Source organism: Mesorhizobium sp. LNHC232B00 (assembly GCF_000502435.1).
Lineage (GTDB): Bacteria > Pseudomonadota > Alphaproteobacteria > Rhizobiales > Rhizobiaceae > Mesorhizobium > Mesorhizobium opportunistum.
The window spans coordinates 17,195-36,035 of record NZ_AYWP01000029.1 but is presented as its reverse complement, the minus strand read 5'-3'; the positions used below and the strand labels follow the sequence as shown (position 1 = coordinate 36,035).

The window sequence follows — 18,841 nt, the reverse complement described above, 5'->3', positions numbered from 1 at the left end:
ACCGGATGGGGCCGGTGGCCTGGGACAAGCAGTAGGACGAACCGGGGGCAGTAAAACTCCGGTTCTTGCCCGCCAATCGAAAGGCGCGTTCACAGACCAACGACTGTCAGGCTGAGCGGCTTCCCTTCGGCAGAAGTAACGCTTTCTTCTCTGGTTCTGTCGCAGATTGCCCGCGGGTGGGGCAGGCGAAACAGACGATGGCGCGTCAGGACAAGAAAAGTCGCGATGGAACGTTCTGGGCGAAAGCGCTGGAACGCGCCCAGCTTGGCGTCTGGGACTGGGATATTCGGACCGGCGACTGCTTCTATTCGGCGACCTGGGCGCATATGCTGGGCTATAGCGAGGATGAGCTCGCCGCCACCAGCGACCTGTGGCTGCAACTCACCCATCCCGACGACCGCAAGCATGCGCTGGCCAGCGGCGACCGCCATATTGCCGGGTTGACCGATGCCATCGAGACCGAACTCAGGCTCAAGCACAAGCTGGGCCATTGGGTGTGGGTGCTGGATCGCGGCGGCATCGTCGAGCGCGACACGTCCGGAAGGCCCACCAGGCTGATGGGTGTGCAAACCGACATTTCCAAGCAGAAGGCCGCCGAGGCCGAGCTTGAACAGGTCAATGTGCGCTTCCGCCTGGCGCTCGCCGCCAGCGGCACCGGCATCTGGCACTACGACATTGCCACCAACAAGAGCTATTGGGATGCTCGCACCAGGGACATATTCGGCTTGGTCGCCGGCACCGACGAGATGACAGCAGACCTCTGGCACAGCTATCTGCACCCCGACGACAAGGAAGCCACCGAGCGGGCGCATCTGCCGCCACCCGGCTCTGACGGCGTCACCGCCTCGCAATACCGCATCATCAGGCGCGACGGCGAGATCCGCCGTGTCGAGTCGCTGGTGCGCTTCGTTGCCGCCGCGGGTGCTGCCGGCCAGATCCTCGGTACGGTGCGCGACATCACCGAGGAAAAGCTGCGCCAGCAGGAGCTTGCCTACGCGGCCCGCCACGACGCGCTGACCGGCCTGTGCAACCGCGCCGCCTTCGACAGGCTGCTCGCCGACCACATCGCCGCGGGTGTGCCGCTGGCGGTGTTCTATGTCGATCTCGACTACTTCAAGGCGCTCAACGACTTTGCCGGCCACGCCGCCGGCGACCTGGCGCTGAAGAGCGTTTCCGCCGGCATCCGTGGCTGCCTGCCGCAGGCGGCGCACGCGGCGCGGCTGGGTGGTGACGAATTCGCGCTGCTGGTGCCGCATTGCGATGCCTCGCAGGCCGAGCGGATCGCCACTGCCGTGCTCGGCGCGGTGCGCGAGGCCGACCTCGGCACGGCCGCGTTGTCACGCAAACTGGCGGCCTCGATCGGCATCGCCTTCATCGACGACGCCAGCACCACGGTGGCCGATGCGCTGGCTTGCGCCGACGACGCCTGCTACGCGGCCAAGGCTGCCGGGCGCAATCGTTTCGCGGTGTTCTCCACGATCGTCGAATCCGGGTCGGGTGGGCTCAATGCCGCGCGTGTCGCCGCCGATACGGTCGACGCCTTGGAAGACGGACGGCTCAAACTGTTCGGCCAGGAAATCCACCTGCTCGGCAAGCCCTGGCAGGAAAGCCGTCATGTCGAAGTGCTGGCCAGGCTCGCCGGGCGCAATGGCCGGCTGGTGCCGCCGGGCGAGTTCATTCCGGTGGCCGAGCGGTTCGGCATCGCTTCAAGGCTCGACCGCTGGATCATCCGCACCGCGCTGTCGCGGTACGGCGCCGCCTTGCGTTCGGGCGCGCTGACGCTCGGCTTCAACCTGTCGGCACAGACGCTGAGCGATCCGCAACTGTGGGCGTTCGTCGACAGTGTCATAGACGAGACCGGAGTGCCGCATTCGGGCATCGGCTTCGAGATCACCGAGACCGCAGCCGTCACCAATTTCGACGCCGCCGAACAGTTCGTGCGCAAGGCGCGCGAGCGGCGCTGCCGGGTCAGCCTCGACGATTTCGGCGCCGGCATGAGTTCGTTCGAATATCTCAGGCGTTTCCCCGTCGACACGATCAAGATCGACGGTTCCTTCATCGAACACATCACGGAAAGCCGCTTCGACCGCGAGATCGTACTGGCCATCACCAGCATTGCCCGCAGCCTCGGCTGCGACGTGGTGGGCGAGAAAATCGAGCGCCAGGACACGTTGGCCATGCTCGGCGATATGGGCGTCGCCTTCGGCCAGGGCTTCCTGCTGCACCGGCCGGAGCCGCTGGAGCAGATCGTCGCACGTGCGAGCGAGGTGCCGGCCCGCAAGGCATCGTGAAATCGGGGTATCGAGTTTCAGGTGAGGATGACCTTACCTGAAACTCGACACTACGTTTTGACGCAATCCCAAGGGAAGGTGCTAGGCGCTTTTCCCGGGACAACCGTTTCACATTTTTCCTGGATTGCTCTCTAACGGTTTTGCCGCGCCGTCGATCGCGGAAATTCCACTACCCCAATTTCGGGTCGCCTGTGTTGTGCTTCCGCCACCGTTTCGATCAACAGATCGAGGGCGTCACACGCCGCACGGCTCGTCTCGTCATTGCCACGCAGGTAGTGATAGGCACGTTCGAGGTGGACGCGGGCGGCTGAAAAATCGCTGGTCAATGGTCCCTCCATGATCCCGCCCTAATTTATCTTGGCCGGCCTGGCGGAACGCGAGGTAAATATCCACAGGCGCTTTTTACTCAAATGCCGTCGGTATCGAGGCCGACGGAAGATGCCGAGCGCCTCGTGACGCTTGCCGATCACAACCGGGTGCTACGCATCCTGGTCGAGATCGACATACGGGATCTGAATGCAGCGCTTGACGAGGCGCACGGCATCGCCGCCGTGCTCGAACGGGCCGGGCTGCGGCGGTCGATCCTGCTGCATGGCGTCGACGCCACGGTGTGGTCGTTCGTGGAGCTTGCGCATCGGAAGCGCTGGTCGACGCGGGTCGGGCTGGAGGATGGCAGGACGCTCGCCGATGGCAGGACGGCAAAAGACAATGCCGAGATTGTCGCGGCGGCCGTCGCTGTCTTCCGGCCGGCGCCCTTGAGTGGGTAAAGTCAGTGTCCCAAGATAATCCGGATCGCTTGGTCGACAACCGGATGCAAGCCGCTAGCCTGGAAGGACAGGCGGTTGCCGGAACCGACATTGCTGGTCATGGCGATGGTCAATCCTGAGAGCGGATCGTGCAGCATGACGGCGACATAACCCGGAATGCTGCCCTGATGGCCGTAGAAGGCGCGGTCGGCGTAGGCGCTCTGGAACATGCCGGCACCGGTCTCGCGCATGCGGGTGCCTGGAAAACTCGCCGGCACGCGGTGTTCGAACATCTCGGCGAAGAAGGGCGGCGACAACAGTCTACCGGAGAACAGACCGCGCATGAACGTCACCATGTCGGATGGCGTCGACACCATGTCGCCGCAGCCATAGGCAGCGCCGAACGGGAAGGAATCGGAAGAGTCCTGCAGGTCGTCGGCGTAGGGCAGCACGCCGTCCATGCGCCACATCTCGCCGCCTGAGGCGATGTCGGTGGGCGCATTCGGCGCCGGCGGCGGCCGGTGGTAATAGCCGCGCACCATCGCCTTTTCCGGGAAGGCTTCGGTCGCCGGCGACCAGGTGTTTTCCAGGCCAAGCGGCTCGAGGATCGCGCTTCTGACATAGGCGCCCAGCGACTGGCCGGTGACGGCCTCGATCACCAAGCCGGCCAGCACATAGCCGGTGTTGTTGTAGACGGCGGGACCGCCCGGCGCATTCTGCTTGTCGGAGGCGAAGGCGATATCGACCAGCTGCCGGGGCGTCCACCGCCGGCTCGGGTCCATCGGGATGTAGTACTCGAATTCCGGCAGGCCGCTGCGGTGGTTGATCAGCTGGCGCACCGAAATGTCTTTGGCGCCCGGCAGGTCGGGAAACCAGAGGGAGATCGGCGCACCGAGATCGAGCTTGCCTGTCTCGGCGAGCTTGACCAGGGCCGCGGCAACGAAGGTCTTGGTGCAACTGCCGATCTTGAACAGCTGGTCCGATGTGACAGGGGTGACGTGCTGCCGGTCGGAGAGGCCGGCGGTGAGGGCGGTTGGCGTGGCGCCTGTCGAATAGGCGAGCGAGGTGCCGACCGCGCCATCGGCGAGATAGGTGTCGAGGAGGGCGGCCAGGTCTTTTGTCATGGATGTCTCGCTTTCTTTTTCCCTTCTCCCCTTGCGGGAGAAGGTGGATCGGCGCGCTAGCGCCGAGACGGATGAGGGGTGTTCCAGCGGAGTGAGACGTTGGCGTTCCCTGGAGCACCCTCATCCGTCGCCTTCGGCGACACCTTCTCCCACAAAGGGGAGAAGGGAAGGCGCCCGGCCTCACTCCGCCATATCGACGGCGGCGAAATTCTGCCGGCCGAAGGGGTCGAGCACGTAGTTGAGCACGCTGTTGCGGATCGGGATCGCCACCATCGAATGGGCGATCGGCGCCACCGGCACTTCGGCCTTCAGGATTGCCTGCGCCTTGCCGTAGATGGCGGCGCGCTCTTTCTGGTCGGCGCCGACGCGGCCTTCGTCCAGCAGCTTCTCGAAATCCTTGTCGCACCAGCGCGAGCGGTTGGAGCCGCCCTTCACACCGTCGCAGGACAAGAGATAGCTCAGCATGTTGTCGGGATCGCCATTGTCGCTGCTGCCGCCGAGCAGGAAGACATCCTGTTCGCCCGCGGCGGTGCGCTTGAGATATTCGCCCCATTCGAAGCTGACGATCTCTGTGTGGACGCCGACCTTGGCCCAGTCAGCCTGGATCATCTCGGCCATGCGCTTGGCGTTGGGGTTGTAGGGGCGCGACACCGGCATCGCCCACAGGCTGATCTTGAGGCCGCTTTCGTGGCCGGCCTCCTTCAGCAATTTCTTCGCGCCGGCGGGATCGTAGTCGATGCCGGCATCGGTGACGGCGCCGAGCTGTGCCGGCGGCACGACGCTGCCGGCGACCGTGCCGGCGCCGGCATAGACCGCCTCGACGATCGCCTTGCGGTCGATCGCCTTGGCCAGCGCTGTGCGTACGTGCACATCGCCCAGCGGCGGGTGTTCGACGTTGAAGCCGAGGATGCCGATATTCTGACCCTTGAGATCGAGCACCGTGATGTCGGGATCGGCGCGCAGGTCGGCGACGGCACTTGGCGGCGGCGGGGCGGCGACCTGGCACTCATTGGCCTTGATGCGCTCGACGCGGGTGGTCGGTTCGGGCGTGATGGCGAAGACCAGCGTGTCGATCTTCGGCGCGCCGCGCCAGTAATCCTTGTTGGCGGCGTAGCGGACCTGGCTGTCGGGCACATAGGCTTGAAGCACGAACGGCCCAGTGCCGACCGGCTGGCTGTCGATCAGCTCAGGCGTGCCGGCGGCCACCATCTTCTCGGTCTGTTCCAGCGACAGGATCGAGAGATAGTCGAGTGCCAACCCGGCCAGGAAAGTGACATTGGCCGCCGTCAGCGTGAAACGCACCGTGTGGTCGTCGACCTTGTCTATCTTGTCGATCAGCGTGCCCATGCCCAGCGCGTTGAAGTACTCGTAAGCGCCGCCGCCGAGCTTGTGATAGGGATTGTTGGCGTCGCGCTGGCGGTTGAAGGTGTAGAGCACGTCGTCGGCGTCGAAGTCGCGCGTCGGCGTGAAATGCTCGTTCGACTGGAATTTCACGCCGTGCCTGAGGTGGAAGGTATAGGTCTTGCCATCCGGCGAGACCTCCCAGCTTTCGGCCAGCGCCGGTCCGACCTCCGTCGTGCCCGGCTTGAACTCGACCAGCCGGTTGAAGATCGTCTTGGCGGCGGCGTCCATGGTGGAATCGGCAATGCCGATCGCCGGGTTGAAGGTCTCGGGATTGGCTTCCGAACAATAGACCAGGGTTTTGGCATAGGCCTGGCCGACAAGCATCGATGCGGCCAGGACGGACGAGACCAGAAGGGATCTGGTTAGGACTGCGCGCAGAACGGTGGATTTCATCGCAAACGCTCCTGATGACACTTTACGGGGTGGACATGAAATCATGGCGTCGCCGCCTGGGCGAGGAAACGATCTGGCGCCAGCGCCGCGGCGGTGACTCCGAGCGCGGCGACATCTTCGGGCACGGGCTGGCCGCGCATCAGCGCCGAGCTCAGCCTGGCCAAAGTCAGCGACACCTGGAAGCCGTAGCCGCCCTGGCCGCCGAGCCAGAAAAAGCCGGGCAGGCGCGGATCGAAGCCGGCGACCGGCGTGCGATCCGGCGCGAAGGTGCGCAGGCCCGCCCACGGCGTCGACGGACGGCCGATGCGCATCGACGTCGCCTGCTCGATGCGGTCGACCGCGATGGCGACGTCGATGTCTTCCGGGTACGCGTCGCACGGCTCGGAATCGGTTTCGTCGGCGAGCGAGCCGATCAGCCTGCCGGCATCGGGCTTGAAGTAGAATTGTTCGTGCAGGTCGACGACCAGGGGCCAGCCGGCAATATCGGCGGCGGCGGGCGGATCGAACAGGAAGGCGGTGCGCCGTTTCGGCTGGAAACCGAGGCCGGGGAGCCCCGCCATGCCGGCGACGGCATCGACCCAGGCGCCGGCGGCGTTGACGACGATGTCGGCCGTATGGGCGCCGGCGCTGGTTTCCACCCGCAAGCCATCGCCGGAGGCCGAGATGGCGCGGACCTCCTCGCCGGTGCGGGTGGTGCCGCCGCTGGCCTTCAGCGCCGAGGCGCAGGCTGTCAGCATCTTGCCGGTGTCGACATCGACCGCGTCCGGCTCATAGACGCCGCCGCAGGTGGCGCTGGCGGCAATGACCGGGACCAGCGCATGGAGTTCGGCCGCCGACAGGCGGCGCACGCTGGGCACCAGCGCCTGCAATTCGCCGGCCAGCCTATCGATCGCCGCGTCGTCGCCTTTCCAGCCGACATGCAGCGCGCCGCGCCGATGCGCGACGAAGCCGCCCTCGACGATGGCTTGGCGGCTGGCCAGCGTCAGCGCTCGCACCAGCCGGTTGCCATAGGTCTCGGTGAACAAAGCGGCGGAGCGGCCGCTGGCATGGTAGCCGAGATGCGGCTCGCGCTCGATGACAGTGACCTCGGCCCAATCCCGCACGGCGGCGGCCAGTGACAGGCCGGCAATGCCGCCACCGATGACAATGATTTTTTTGGAGGGGTTCGACCGCATCCGTCAGTCGTAAAAATAATTTCATATCCAGTCAATATTTAGCGTATAAGAAAATTGTTGATGTTGTTGATGGCGACGGGGAGTTCGACTACCTAGGGTGGGCAAGCGGCTCGATGGCCGCGCAACGGAGCTGACAATGTCGGAGCAACCGAACCTCGGTGACTGTCTTCGCGCCCTGAGAAAAACGCATGGCTGGACCCTGCAGGAGGTCAGCACGCTTACCGGCGTCGCGGTGTCGACGCTGTCCAAGGTCGAGAACGACCAGATGTCGCTGAGCTACGACAAGCTCTTGCAGATCTGCGAGGGGCTCGGCATCCATGTGACGGAACTGCTCAGCGGCGACCGCAAGCAGCCTTCGGCGCGCACCCGTCGCTCGGTGACATCGCAGTCCAACACACTGCGCCAGCTGACCCGCAACTACGACTACCGCTATCTCGCCACCGATCTGGTGCGCAAGCGCATGGTGCCGATCCATGCCTATGCGCGCGCCCGCACGCCGGAGGAGTTCGGCCCGCTGACAAAACATGCCGGCGAGGAATTCCTGATCGTGCTCAAGGGTGAGATCGAACTGCACACCGACCAGTACGCGCCGGTGCGGCTTAAAGAGGGCGAAAGCGTCTACATCGATTCCACCATGGGTCACGCCTATCTGTCGGTGGGCGAGGGCGACGCCGAGGTACTGTGCGTCTGCTCCGGCGAGGAGCCCGACATGGAAGGCACGCTGCTCAGTGTGCTGGAGACGGTGGAGGGGTAGGGGCGGCGCTTCGCCGGCTACGGACAGAACATCCGTGTCGACGGCGGCATTTTCCGCGCTATCTGAGGCGCTGGCTGGGACGAGAGAGGGCCGGGCGGAGAGGGGTATCTCCACAGTCGCCGGCAACAACCTTGAGACGACGGGAGAAAAAATGCGGCTTTTGATACTCGGCACCGGCTGGATGGCGCAGGAACATGCAAGGCGCTTCAGCGCCGTCGAGGGTGTCGACATTGTCGGTGCCGTCGATGTCGATCCGGCGCGTGTCGGCGAATTCGCCGACGGTTTCAGTATCCCAAACCGCTTCACCTCGCTGGAGGAAGCGCTGCGATGGGGCGCCTTCGACGCGGTCGCCAATGTCACGCCGGACCGCATCCATCATCCGACCACCATGGCGCTGATCGCCGCCGGCAAGCCGGTGCTGTGCGAGAAGCCGCTGGCCGAAAATTTCGGCAAGGCGACCGAGATGGCCGACGCCGCAGAAGCCGCCGGCATCGTCAATATGGTGAACCTCACCTACCGCAATGTCGCGGCACTCCAGAAGGCGCGCCAGATGGTGCAGGCGGGCGAGATCGGTACCGTCCGGCATGTCGAGGCGTCCTATCTGCAAAGCTGGCTGGTGTCGAAATTCTGGGGCGACTGGCGCACCGATCCGAAATGGCTGTGGCGCCTGTCGCGCGGCCACGGCTCGAACGGGGTGCTCGGCGATGTAGGCATCCACATCCTCGATTTCGCCAGCTATGGTGCCGCGCTCGACATCGACCATGTGTTCTGCCGGCTGCGCACCTTCGACAAGGCGCCCGGCAACCGGATCGGCGACTATGGGCTCGACGCCAATGACAGCTTCGCCATGACGCTGGATTTTTCCAACGGCGCCTTCGGCGTGGTGCATGCCAGCCGCTGGGCGACCGGCCATCTCAACGAGCTTCGCCTGCGCATCTATGGTGACAGAGGCGGCATCGAGGTGGTGCATAATCTCGACGGCTCGGCGCTGAAGGCCTGCGTCGGCAACAATGTCGACGATGGCAAATGGGAAGAGCTCGATGCCGGCACCGTGCCGACCAACTACCAGCGGTTTGCCGATGCGGTGCGAACCGGCGTGCAAGCCGAACCGTCCTTCCGCCACGCCGCCGAATTGCAGAAGGTGCTGGATCTGGCGGTGGTGTCGGATGAGAGGCGGGCAGAGCTCGCGGCACGCGCGGACACGCGGTGAGAGTGGTTGGCAAGGTCTTCCCTTCTGTGGGGCAACAACGATCAGCCGCCGATGGAGATTTGAGCGCTGCGCTTGATCTCAGCCGATAGGGCTGGCCCGACAGATCGAAGCAGTTCCTTATGGAAAACCGCTCACATTTTTCCTGGAATTGCTCTAACCGGCCGACCTCCGGATCAGCTCGCGTCCGATCGGCTTCGGCGTCTCGCTGCGCAGCACCAATGCCGTGGTGACCGCACCGTGGCGTGCCACGGCGTCGACGATGGTTTCAAGGTGGGCGGGCGAGGGCACGATCACTTTCAGGATGAAGCAATCCTCGCCGGTCAGCCGGTGCACCTCGGTGATCTCGGGCATTTCGGCGAACTGCTTCAGGCAGGGCCGGATGTGCTCATGCGTGGTGCGCACGCGGATGATCGCCATCATGCCAAGACCAAGGGCGGCCGGATTTATCACCGCGGTGTAGCCGGCGATGACGCCGCGCTCTTCTAGCCGCTTGACCCGCTCGGAGGTGGCCGGCTGCGACAGGCCGACCCGGCGGCCGAGCTCCGATATGCCGATGCGGCCGTTTTCCTGCATGGCCTCGACAATGGCGATGTCGGTCGGGTCGAGCGGTGCGCGCTCATCACTGATCTTCATGGTCACCTTGAATCCATCGGCGAGAGAACGGTTTGCCCGATGGTTTCCCATTCCCGACGCCACCGCAAGACGCCATCATGCCCCAGTGATCGGTTGGAGCAAGGCGACATGACGTATTTCATCATCCTGCCGGGCAGTGGCGGTTCCGGCCCGGAGCACTGGCAATCGCGCTGGGAAAGCGCCAATCACGCGATGCAGCGCTTCCAGCCGTCAAGCTGGGACCTGCCTGATTTCACCGACTGGCTGGCGGCGCTGGAGGCTGCGGTGGTCGCGGCGCCCGGGCCGCCGGTCCTGGTCGCGCACAGCCTATCCTGCCTGCTGGTCGCGCATTGGCAGAAAATTTCGCTAAGGTCGGTCAAGGCGGCGTTGCTGGTTGGCGTTCCCGACCCGGCGTCGGCGGTCTTTCCCGAATATGGCATGGCTTTCGCCAAAATTCCCGAGGGCCGGCTGCGTTTCCCCTCACTGGTGGTGGCCAGCACCGACGATCCCTACGGCTCGCAGGAATATGCCCAGGCGCGGGCGAAGCAATGGGGCAGCCGCATCGTCGTCATCGGGCCGTTCGGCCACATCAATGCCGACAGCGGCCTGGGCGACTGGCCCGAGGGCCTCGAACTGCTCGACAGCCTCATGTCCGAGGCTTGAAGGTGAGAGCGCTCAGCCGCCAGTGACCAAGGCGAGGATCAGCTTCTGCAGATTGCCGCCCTGGCCGAGTTCGATCCGGTCGAAGTCGCGGCTTGCCTGGCGCTGCGCCAGCGAGAGTGCCGACAGGCGCTTGGTCATCTCGGTGCGGATCTTGCTGCATTTGGGATCATCGGCGACCGTCAGGCCGACGGTCGCCGTCTCGATCTTGCGCACCATGTCCACGATGGTCGCGCCATGCACCTTTTCGTGGGCGCTGACGCCGGCGAGGAAAACCTCCCAGTTCCTCTGGACGGCTGACGGCAGCGGCGAGGAGGGGCTGGGCAAGGTGTAGGTGATGATGAGCTTCGGCTTGGCCGAGGCCAGCACGCAGGCACCGGCCCGCGCCTGATAATCCCGGGTCCAGGTCAGCTTGAAATTGGTGTGGGCGATGGCCCGGGCAACGCCGACATTCGGCCCGTTCTCGCCGATCGAGCGGTAGAGTTCCGGTCCGGACTGGCCCAAGATGGCATAGGTCTCGACCTTCTCGACCGGCTTCCACTGCGCATGTGCGGTGAGCGGCATGGCCACCAGGGCGGCCATGAAAAGGCACAGACGAACACAGGCTCCCAAAACCGCTCTCCCCAAACCAGGACCGGTGCTGAACAGCCAATGTCACCGGATGGCTTTTCCTATATGCTGCCGGCGGGTGCTGCAAATGCTCCAGAGGAGCCAATTGGGGGAAAGTCATGAGAGCTGGATATCTCGTTATTGCCGGTGCCTTGGCCGCACTGCAGGCCGCGCAGCCGGCGTTTGCCGCGTCGTGCGGCGGCGGCTGGAGCGCCAAGATGGAGGAAGATGAGGGCGGCAGCGTACTGACCGCCTCGGTCTGCGGCGGGCCGAAGGGCGATGCGTATCTGATGCTGACCTGTTTCGAAAAGCCGGTGCTGAGCTACGATCTCGGCACCGCAGGCCAGCAGCTGGAACCGGGCGTCAGCGGCTCGTTCGAGTTCAAGGCCGACGGCAGGACGGTGACCAAGACGCTGCAGCTGGAAGAAATGTACAACTATTTCGTGGTGGACATGGAAAAAACTGATCCGCTGCTGGATCTGCTGCGCGGCAAGGGCGACGTGTCGGTCAGCGCGGCGAAATATGGCGCGATCAGTTTCCCGCTGAAGGGATCGAGCGGGGCGATCGGCAAGGTGCTGGCGCAGTGCGGCAAGGCCAAGCCCGCGGATGGAGATTGAACCGCGTCGCTTCGCTCCCTGGCGCATAGCGGAAGGCATTCAGGCACTATTCAAATTGCCTGACAAAGCGGATATAGGTCAGTCAAGTTGACCTATATTCGAAACGTTCCGGGGAGGCGTGACTTGACCCTTATGAACCTTTTGGCTTCGCGCTCGTCGCGCATGAAAGCCTCCGAAATCCGCGAGCTGCTGAAGCTGCTCGACCAGCCGGACATCATCTCGTTCGCCGGCGGCATTCCCGATCCGTCGCTGTTCCCGGCCGAGGCGATCCGCGACGCCTATGCCGACGTGCTGGGCGGTGCGGAGGCGGGGGCAGCGCTGCAGTATCAGGTCTCGGAAGGCTATCTGCCGCTGCGGCGCTGGATCGCCGGGCAGATGGGCAAGCTCGGCGTCGCCTGCGACGAGGGCAACGTCTTCATCACCTCCGGCTCGCAGCAGGCGCTGGATTATCTTGGCAAGCTGTTCTTGTCGCCCGGCGATACCGCGCTGGTGACATGGCCGACCTATCTCGGCGCCCTGCAGGCCTTCAACGCCTACGAACCGCGTTACGACCGGCTGCGGCCGGAAGGCGGCAACATGACGCCGGCGGCCTATCACACCGCCGCCGCAGCGAATGGCGGCCGGGTGAAATTCGCCTATCTGGTGCCGGACTTCGCCAACCCGACCGGCAACACGCTGGCCCAAAAGCAGCGCGAAGCGGTGCTCGATCTTGCCGGCGAGCTCGACATCGCCGTCATCGAGGACGCCGCCTACCGGGCGCTGCGCTATGACGGCGAGGGCGTGCCGCCGATCCTGGCTTTGGACTGCGCGCGCTCCGGCGGCATCGACAAGGCGCGCACGCTCTATTGCGGCTCGTTCTCGAAAATCCTGTCGCCGGGCATGCGCGTCGGCTGGGTGTGCGCGCCGCGCCACGTGGTGGAGAAACTGGTGCTGATGAAGCAGGCTTCCGACCTGCACAGCCCGTCGATCAACCAGCTGGTCATGCACCGCGTCGCCGAAGCCGTCTTCGACGCCCAGGTGGAAAAGCTGATCGGCGCCTATCGCGAGCGCCGCGACGGCTTGCTCGCGGCACTCGAGGCCAACATGCCAAAGGGCGTGAGCTGGAGCCGCCCGGAAGGTGGCATGTTCGTCTGGGCGACGCTCCCGGAAGGCTCCGACGCCACTGAGCTTTTGGCGCGGTCGGTGAAGGAGGCGCGCGTCGCCTTCGTGCCCGGCAACGCGTTCCATGCCGACGGCACCGGGCGCAACACGCTGCGGCTATCCTTCACGCTGGCCGACCGCCGCGCGGTGAGCGAGGGCATTCCCCGGCTGGCGGCCCTGCTCAAGGGCTAAGGCCTGGTCTGCGCGCATTGACGGCGCTCCCCCCGGGCCTAAATTCGAGGTCTTGCGAGGAGGAGTTTTGCATGGCGACCCAGGAACTGCATCGCGGCCGGCTCATCGACCATATCCAGCTGGTGGTCAGGGATCTGCCAGCCAGCCGGCGCTTCTACGAGGCGCTCTTCAGTGTGCTCGGCGTGCCGATCGGCGGCAGCGCCGAGGATTATTTCTGGGCCGATGAACTGTTCGTCTCCAGTGCCGACAGCCGCGCCGCACTGGGAAAGCTCACCGGCCGTCATCATCTGGCCTTCCAGGCCAGGGATCACGCCATGGTCGATGCCTTCTACAAGGCCGGGCTGGCGGCGGGCGGCACGGACAATGGCGCGCCGGGCGAGCGACCATATCATCCCGGCTATTACGCCGCCTTCCTGCTCGACCCTGACGGCAACAACATCGAGGCCGTACATCACGGACCGCATACGCGCAGCGCGGCCTCGGTGAGGATCACCTTCTAGAAAATCCAGGGAGATCCTACTCCGGCGTTTTCCGTGCCCTGACCCGAGGTCGTGCACATTGACGGCATCCCCTGCGTTGCCAGATTGCCAGCCTCGATGCTAACCGTGCCGATGGCGGGCGGGAATCAGCATCGATGCAACGCGTGCCGCGGATTTTTCAATAAAACGCCCAAACTGACATCCCTTACCCCGCCATCGAGGAATAATTTTATGCAAAACGCGACCAAGGCCGTCTGTTCCACAGCACTTCTACTTGCGGTCGCGACCATGGGCCTGGCTGGTACATTATCCATTGCTCATATCTCTTCGGCGCAAGCCCAGGAGGAATATCTTCCGACCCAGAAGGACTTTGTCGGCAAGTGGAAACTCAGCGGCGCGACCACCCGGCCGCCACGCGACATGACGGATGCGCCCACGCCAGAGCAGGAGGCGGCGGCCAGTGAATTCCAGCAGACGGTGACCAATTTTTACACCGCGTTCGACTATCTGGAGATCACGGCGGACGGCCGCTACAATTTTCATCAGCCCGGCGACCCGGCATCAGGGCCTTGCGTCTGGTGCGGAGCCTGGTCCTTCAGCAAGAGTTCGCTGTGGCTCAAGCTCGACACCGCGCCCAGGCTTGATATCTACGCCAAGGACGGCGACATACAGATGACCTACACGGCCGAGCCCGACGAAAAATCGAAATACGCCTGGCTGGTTTTCGGCTGGACGAAGGTCGAGTAGGCGGCGCCGGGGCTACTGGAGTTTCGAAACGGGCACCAAGCAGCTTTTCATCCATCTCGTATCCTCGTATACGAGATGGAGCCAGCTACTCCCGGGAGTCCGCATGCGTCCACTGCCTGAAACCGTGCCGTTTTTCAGCCAGTGGGAAACGCCCGACATGACGCTGGCCGTGCTCGCCGATGGCGCCGAGGCAGCGCTCAGGCGCGATCCGCTGTGGCAGGGCTCGGGCGCGGCAACACTCGACGAATATGCGGTCTGGGCCGCCAACATCTGCGGCATGGCGTGTCTCAAGATGATCCTGGCGACTCGCGGCGAGATCGTGCCGACGACCGAGCTTGCCAGGCGATGCACTGGCCATGGCGGCTATGTCGTCAGCGCGGGATCGATCAAGGGCTTGATCTACGCACCCTTCGTCACCTTCGTGCAGGCGGAATTTGGCCTGGAGGCGCAGGTGATGACCAATGTCACGACGTCGGACATCCCGGCGATCCTTAGCCAGTCGCGCTTCTTCATCGCTTCGGTCAGCAGTGCCATCCGCTGGCCCGAGCGCGAGCCGCCGTCGAAGGGCGGGCATCTTGTGCTGGTCACGTCCGCGTCGGATCAGCTTTTCCGCTTTCACAATCCATCCGGCCATACCAGCGCCACACAGGCAAACGCAGTGTTGGCGCCGTCCGATTTCGACCGCTTCTTTGCCAATCGCGGCATTGCCGTCAGCTTTTGATTTCCAGGGGATTTTCAATGAAGGATAAGATCAGGGTTGCCATCCTCTATGGCGGGCGCTCGGCCGAACATGACGTGTCGCGGCTGTCGGCCGCCAATGTGCTGAAGGCGATCGACCGGGCGCGCTACGAGGTGGTCCCAATCGCCATTTCCAGGGATGGCAGATGGCTGCTGCAGCCGTCGTCCGAAGCCGGTGCCGACGGGGCAGGGGCTCCGGTGTCCGGGGACGGCGTGGAGATTGCCCTGCTGCCCGGCGGCAAGGGCCGGCTGGTGGCCGTGCCCCAAGCTGGCCTGCGGCCTGACTTGCCGCCAGTCGATGTCGTCTTTCCCGTGCTGCATGGGCCGTTCGGCGAGGACGGGTCGGTACAGGGCTATGCGGAAGTCGCCGATGTCGCCTATGTCGGCTGCGGCATCCTCGCCTCGGCGGCCGCCATGGACAAGGATGTCGCCAAGCGGCTGATGCGCGAGGCCGGGCTTGCCGTTGCCCGCTCGGTCACCGTGCTTAGGGGCGATGTCTGTTCCTTCCAGGAGGTTGCCGGCGCGCTCGGGCTGCCTTTCTTCGCCAAGCCGGCGCGCCAGGGCTCGTCCTTCGGGGTGAGCAAGGTGAAGGACAGGGATGGCTTCGAGCAGGCCGTCGAGACGGCTTTGCGCTATGACAGCAAGGTGCTGATCGAGGAGTTCGTCGAAGGCCGCGAGATCGAGTGCTCGGTGCTGCAGCGGGCCGACGGCTCGCTGACGGTGTCGCTGCCCGGGGAAATCATCCCGGCCGGCAAGCATGGCTTCTACACCTACGAGGCCAAATATTTCGACGCCGACGGCGCGGTGGTGAAAGTACCAGCCGATGTCCCGGCAGGTGTCGCCGGCAAGGCGAAGGAAATGGCCGCTCAGGCTTTCCGTGCGCTCGGCTGCGAGGCGATGGCGCGCGTCGATTTCTTCCTGCGCGCCGACGATTCGCTGCTGGTCAACGAGGTCAACACGCTGCCCGGCTTCACCGACATCTCGATGTACGCCAAGGCGCTCGCCGCGATCGGCATCGGCTACAGCCAGGTCATCGACGTGCTGATCGAGCACGCGCTGGCCAGGCATGGGGGTGCGGTGACCCCGGCTCTGTCCGCGCGCAGCCGGTGATACCGTTCGGGAGCAAAAAGCTCCGTTCCAGTGTTTGGATCGCACCGGGCGCTGCAGCGAGGCGACGTTATTGCATCGAGGCCAGTTGCGAAAATGCGGGTGTGCTGATCGCAGGCTCTTCGCCATCAAGAACGCCGCTTTCCGATAAAGCCGGCCAATTGCTCAATGTGTCGAATTCGAGTGCCGCGCCGAGCAGCAGGGCTGCCTGCAGCACCAGATATTCGACGTCCTCAAGGGCGACATTCTCGGTCAGGTTCCTGACCCTGATCCTTTCCGCCACCAGAGTGACGTTGACGATGCCTGCCGTTTTAACTGCGGTGCGGACCAGCGAACTGACGTCATCGCGCAACCGGGTGGAATAGTCATACCGCATCGAAACCTCCCAAGGGGATGTGGTTTCCGTCAAGACCCCACTATGCGCCGAATGCCGGCGCGGGGCAAGCAGAAATGTTCAAAAATCGCATTGAAATCAGTCAGTTAGCATAGCTATACAAGCGCTCTACCTATGTATCGTTGTCATCATGCGGGAGGCACGACATTTAGGGACTCCACTCTTTGGCGGCACTTGACGTGCTATGAAGCTATTCCTAACTATGAGACAAATGAGTTAGATACTAACTCAGCGCATTTTGGTCCTGCGCAAGGAGGCGGACATGGCTGAACTGGAACGTCCGGAACGACTGCAGATCATGCTCACCCATGATGAACTCGCGGCGCTGGAAAACTGGCGTTTCGACAAGCGCATGCCCAGCCGCTCGGCCGCGGTGCGGGAACTGTTGCGCCGCGGTCTTGCCTCGGATGGCTTCCTGACGGCGGAACTTGGGGCCAAATCGCAGGAGTTCGGGGTGATCAAACCCAACGGAGACGGCAAGGGATCACCTGAACAAGCCGAGTGAAAGTCGGTGCCGTAATCCTCGCACCGGCGATTGCCTTGGTCCGCTTGCGCCTTATCTGATGGGGGGAAACTGCATTGCGAGCGGTGATGATCGACGTCCTAGGCGGTGATAAACAGGGGGCAAGCGCCGATGCGCGCCTCGCGGCAATCGTCGATTCCTCGTTCGACGCCATTATCAGCAAGGATCTGAGCAGCGTCATCCAAAGCTGGAACCAGGCGGCGGAACGCATGTTCGGTTACAGCGCCGAGGAGGCTATCGGCCAATCTATCCTCATGCTCATTCCCGATCACCTCAAGAGCGAGGAGACCGAGATCATCACCAAGGTTCGCAGCGGCGACCGGGTGGCAAGCTATGAGACGACGCGAAGGCGGAAGGACGGCACGCTGATTGCCGTGTCGCTGACGGTGTCGCCAATCAGGAACAGCCATGGCGAGATCATCGGCGCTTCGAAGATCGCCCGCGATATTTCCACTGCCAAGGAGAGCGAGCGCCGCATCAGGCTGCTGATGCGGGAGGTCAACCATCGCGTCAAGAACCAGTTCGCGGTCATCCTGTCGATGGTCCGGGAGACCAGCAAGCGCTCGAGCGATCCGCACGAGTTCGAAGAGATGATCCGCGCCCGCATCATGGCGCTGTCACGTTCGCACGATCTGCTCGTCATCTCGGAATGGGCGGGAGCGAGCCTGTTCGACCTGATCCAGGAGCATCTCAAGCCCTTCGGCCGCGAGGAGCAGATACTGCTCTCCGGACCGGTTCTGACGCTGCAGTCGAACGCGGTCCAGAATCTCGGCATGGCGTTCCACGAGCTTGGCACGAACTCGTCCAAATATGGCGCCCTGGCCAGCGAGGCCGGCCGGATCGAGATCACCTGGACGATAGATTCCGGCGCGTCAGGCCGCGATGCCTTGGGCGAGCGAGAATTCCAGCTGCTCTGGAACGAGACATCGCCGCCCTATGCCGACGACAGGCGCGAGGAGACGACCCGCAAGGGGTTCGGGACGGTCGTCCTGCAGCGCGTTGCACCGCAGTCGCTGGGCGGCTCCGCCACTCTGGAGCGGTCGCCCGGGCATCTCAGCTGGAGCTTATCCGCTCCGCTGGCATCGATCATCGTGCCGCAGGCCGGTACCGAGGCCAACAACGATACGGGCTTCGGAACTTAGGCACTGCTTGCCAGCCTGCTTATTCGACCAGGATATGCGCCTCGCGCGCGGCCTCGACAAACGCCTCCCTGGCGACATCGGAAGACATGTCACCGCTCGCAGCCCGGCGACAGGCGCGCAGCGCCGACTGATGTTTCAGGCTGCCGGCGTCGCGCCAATGTGTCGTCAGCAATTCGATGGCCTGCTGGGTGTTGGACAAGTTGCGGGTGGCGCCTGTGACGCCGACCGAAACCACCACGGGCCTGGAAAACCACGCAGTCTGCATTGAAACCTCGACAATTCTCCAGCCGCTAAACGCCCGGCGGCGGCGTGAGGTTTCATCGCGGCCGATCACTGTCGCGTGAGGCCGCGGGGCGCCATCGCCAGCGAGCCAATCATGTTGGGCTAGAGGATATTGGTCGTCACCTCGACGATGATCGCGGCGCCTTCCAACGTGCCATCCGGCACATGCACGACGCGCGAGACCCGCAGATCCTGTGCGCTTCCGTCAACCGACAGGGAAACGCTCTCCCCGATCCGCGGCACGGCTTGGAAAACGACGTCCGTGGCGTCCGGCCGGTTGTCGATGGATATGCGGCAGTTGACGGTCATGAGATGTCTCCTCGTGTCTGGCCATGGCGTCAACGCAGGGTCGATCGAATGGTTTCAGGAGGGACGGTTTGAAAACATGACGCTGCCTGGCTGAAGGGCTGGTTCCCGCTCATGGGCTCGAACCACGATTGACGCCTTCAAAGGGCGCTGTCCTACCATTAGACGAAGCGGGAGAAGTCGGACCGTTATGACG

General features: G+C 64.0%; 22 protein-coding genes and 1 tRNA gene. 13 read left to right on the top strand and 10 right to left on the bottom strand.

The features are described from left to right. Nucleotides 1–197 precede the first annotated feature (197 nt). The gene (locus X743_RS143820) at nt 198–2,291 is read left to right on the top strand and encodes an EAL domain-containing protein (RefSeq protein WP_023768214.1); all 2,094 of its coding nucleotides are present in this window, start codon (nt 198–200) and stop codon (nt 2,289–2,291) included. Between the two features lie 131 nt (nt 2,292–2,422). Here X743_RS143820 and X743_RS1000000171245 read toward each other — a convergent pair whose 3' ends face one another. Next, the gene (locus X743_RS1000000171245; RefSeq protein ID WP_181176884.1) at nt 2,423–2,617 is read right to left on the bottom strand and encodes a hypothetical protein; all 195 of its coding nucleotides are present in this window, start codon (nt 2,615–2,617) and stop codon (nt 2,423–2,425) included. 84 nt (nt 2,618–2,701) lie between these two features. Here X743_RS1000000171245 and X743_RS0137000 point away from each other — a divergent pair, with 84 nt between their 5' ends. Continuing rightward, entirely contained in the window at nt 2,702–3,058 is a 357-nt protein-coding gene (locus tag X743_RS0137000; protein ID WP_032923432.1) for a 3-keto-5-aminohexanoate cleavage protein, read from the top strand. 2 nt (nt 3,059–3,060) lie between these two features. Here X743_RS0137000 and X743_RS143825 read toward each other — a convergent pair whose 3' ends face one another. The 3 genes from X743_RS143825 to X743_RS143835 all read right to left on the bottom strand — a co-directional run bounded on the left by X743_RS143825 (nt 3,061) and on the right by X743_RS143835 (nt 7,133). Further along, nucleotides 3,061–4,161 carry a serine hydrolase domain-containing protein gene (locus tag X743_RS143825; protein ID WP_023768212.1) on the bottom strand — a complete coding sequence of 367 codons (1,101 nt, stop codon included), beginning with the start codon at nt 4,159–4,161 and terminating at the stop codon, nt 3,061–3,063. Between the two features lie 180 nt (nt 4,162–4,341). Further along, the gene (locus X743_RS143830) at nt 4,342–5,958 is read right to left on the bottom strand and encodes an ABC transporter substrate-binding protein (RefSeq protein WP_023768211.1); all 1,617 of its coding nucleotides are present in this window, start codon (nt 5,956–5,958) and stop codon (nt 4,342–4,344) included. A 41-nt stretch (nt 5,959–5,999) separates the two neighbouring features. After that, nucleotides 6,000–7,133: an FAD-binding oxidoreductase gene (locus X743_RS143835; protein WP_023768210.1), complete on the bottom strand. Its 1,134-nt coding sequence runs from the start codon at nt 7,131–7,133 to the stop codon at nt 6,000–6,002. A gap of 136 nt (nt 7,134–7,269) precedes the next feature. On the opposite strand from X743_RS143835, the gene X743_RS143840 reads away from it, so the two are divergent. Then, a complete protein-coding gene (locus X743_RS143840) occupies nt 7,270–7,887 on the top strand; it encodes an XRE family transcriptional regulator (protein ID WP_023768209.1) in 618 nt (205 codons plus the stop codon). Between the two features lie 151 nt (nt 7,888–8,038). Then, entirely contained in the window at nt 8,039–9,097 is a 1,059-nt protein-coding gene (locus tag X743_RS143845) for a Gfo/Idh/MocA family oxidoreductase (RefSeq protein WP_023768208.1), read from the top strand. Between the two features lie 153 nt (nt 9,098–9,250). Here X743_RS143845 and X743_RS143850 read toward each other — a convergent pair whose 3' ends face one another. Then, entirely contained in the window at nt 9,251–9,730 is a 480-nt protein-coding gene (locus X743_RS143850; RefSeq protein ID WP_023768207.1) for an Lrp/AsnC family transcriptional regulator, read from the bottom strand. Nucleotides 9,731–9,838: 108 nt separating this feature from the next. Here X743_RS143850 and X743_RS143855 point away from each other — a divergent pair, with 108 nt between their 5' ends. Continuing rightward, nucleotides 9,839–10,372 (top strand): alpha/beta hydrolase, encoded by a 534-nt coding sequence (locus tag X743_RS143855; protein WP_023768206.1) that lies wholly within the window; start codon nt 9,839–9,841, stop codon nt 10,370–10,372. Nucleotides 10,373–10,384: 12 nt separating this feature from the next. On the opposite strand, the gene X743_RS143860 is transcribed toward X743_RS143855, so the two are convergent. Next, nucleotides 10,385–10,951: a DUF922 domain-containing protein gene (locus X743_RS143860; RefSeq protein ID WP_051508617.1), complete on the bottom strand. Its 567-nt coding sequence runs from the start codon at nt 10,949–10,951 to the stop codon at nt 10,385–10,387. Nucleotides 10,952–11,097: 146 nt separating this feature from the next. Here X743_RS143860 and X743_RS06225 point away from each other — a divergent pair, with 146 nt between their 5' ends. The 6 genes from X743_RS06225 (at nt 11,098) to X743_RS143885 (ending at nt 16,001) form a co-directional block, all read left to right on the top strand. Beyond that, nucleotides 11,098–11,595, top strand: a complete 498-nt coding sequence (locus X743_RS06225) for a hypothetical protein (protein WP_031258438.1) — start codon at nt 11,098–11,100, stop codon at nt 11,593–11,595. A gap of 132 nt (nt 11,596–11,727) precedes the next feature. Beyond that, entirely contained in the window at nt 11,728–12,927 is a 1,200-nt protein-coding gene (locus X743_RS143865; RefSeq protein ID WP_031258437.1) for a PLP-dependent aminotransferase family protein, read from the top strand. A 71-nt stretch (nt 12,928–12,998) separates the two neighbouring features. Continuing rightward, nucleotides 12,999–13,427, top strand: coding sequence for a VOC family protein (locus tag X743_RS143870; protein WP_023768202.1), 429 nt, complete (start codon nt 12,999–13,001; stop codon nt 13,425–13,427). Between the two features lie 210 nt (nt 13,428–13,637). Then, nucleotides 13,638–14,153 (top strand): hypothetical protein, encoded by a 516-nt coding sequence (locus X743_RS143875; protein WP_023768201.1) that lies wholly within the window; start codon nt 13,638–13,640, stop codon nt 14,151–14,153. Nucleotides 14,154–14,256: 103 nt separating this feature from the next. Further along, complete coding sequence (locus tag X743_RS143880) at nt 14,257–14,874, top strand: C39 family peptidase (protein WP_031258435.1); 618 nt, start codon at nt 14,257–14,259, stop codon at nt 14,872–14,874. A gap of 17 nt (nt 14,875–14,891) precedes the next feature. Next, nucleotides 14,892–16,001 carry a D-alanine--D-alanine ligase family protein gene (locus X743_RS143885; protein WP_023768199.1) on the top strand — a complete coding sequence of 370 codons (1,110 nt, stop codon included), beginning with the start codon at nt 14,892–14,894 and terminating at the stop codon, nt 15,999–16,001. Between the two features lie 67 nt (nt 16,002–16,068). Here X743_RS143885 and X743_RS143890 read toward each other — a convergent pair whose 3' ends face one another. Continuing rightward, nucleotides 16,069–16,374: a hypothetical protein gene (locus tag X743_RS143890; protein ID WP_023768198.1), complete on the bottom strand. Its 306-nt coding sequence runs from the start codon at nt 16,372–16,374 to the stop codon at nt 16,069–16,071. Between the two features lie 280 nt (nt 16,375–16,654). Here X743_RS143890 and X743_RS143895 point away from each other — a divergent pair, with 280 nt between their 5' ends. Continuing rightward, nucleotides 16,655–16,897, top strand: a complete 243-nt coding sequence (locus X743_RS143895; protein WP_023768197.1) for a hypothetical protein — start codon at nt 16,655–16,657, stop codon at nt 16,895–16,897. 86 nt (nt 16,898–16,983) lie between these two features. Then, nucleotides 16,984–18,057 carry a PAS domain S-box protein gene (locus X743_RS143900; protein ID WP_023768196.1) on the top strand — a complete coding sequence of 358 codons (1,074 nt, stop codon included), beginning with the start codon at nt 16,984–16,986 and terminating at the stop codon, nt 18,055–18,057. 19 nt (nt 18,058–18,076) lie between these two features. On the opposite strand, the gene X743_RS143905 is transcribed toward X743_RS143900, so the two are convergent. The 3 genes from X743_RS143905 to X743_RS143915 all read right to left on the bottom strand — a co-directional run bounded on the left by X743_RS143905 (nt 18,077) and on the right by X743_RS143915 (nt 18,821). Further along, nucleotides 18,077–18,322 carry a DUF982 domain-containing protein gene (locus X743_RS143905; protein ID WP_023768195.1) on the bottom strand — a complete coding sequence of 82 codons (246 nt, stop codon included), beginning with the start codon at nt 18,320–18,322 and terminating at the stop codon, nt 18,077–18,079. A gap of 119 nt (nt 18,323–18,441) precedes the next feature. Then, nucleotides 18,442–18,648 (bottom strand): hypothetical protein, encoded by a 207-nt coding sequence (locus X743_RS143910; protein ID WP_013894483.1) that lies wholly within the window; start codon nt 18,646–18,648, stop codon nt 18,442–18,444. Nucleotides 18,649–18,747: 99 nt separating this feature from the next. Further along, a tRNA-Gln gene (locus tag X743_RS143915) sits at nt 18,748–18,821 on the bottom strand. Between the last annotated feature and the right edge of the window lie 20 nt (nt 18,822–18,841).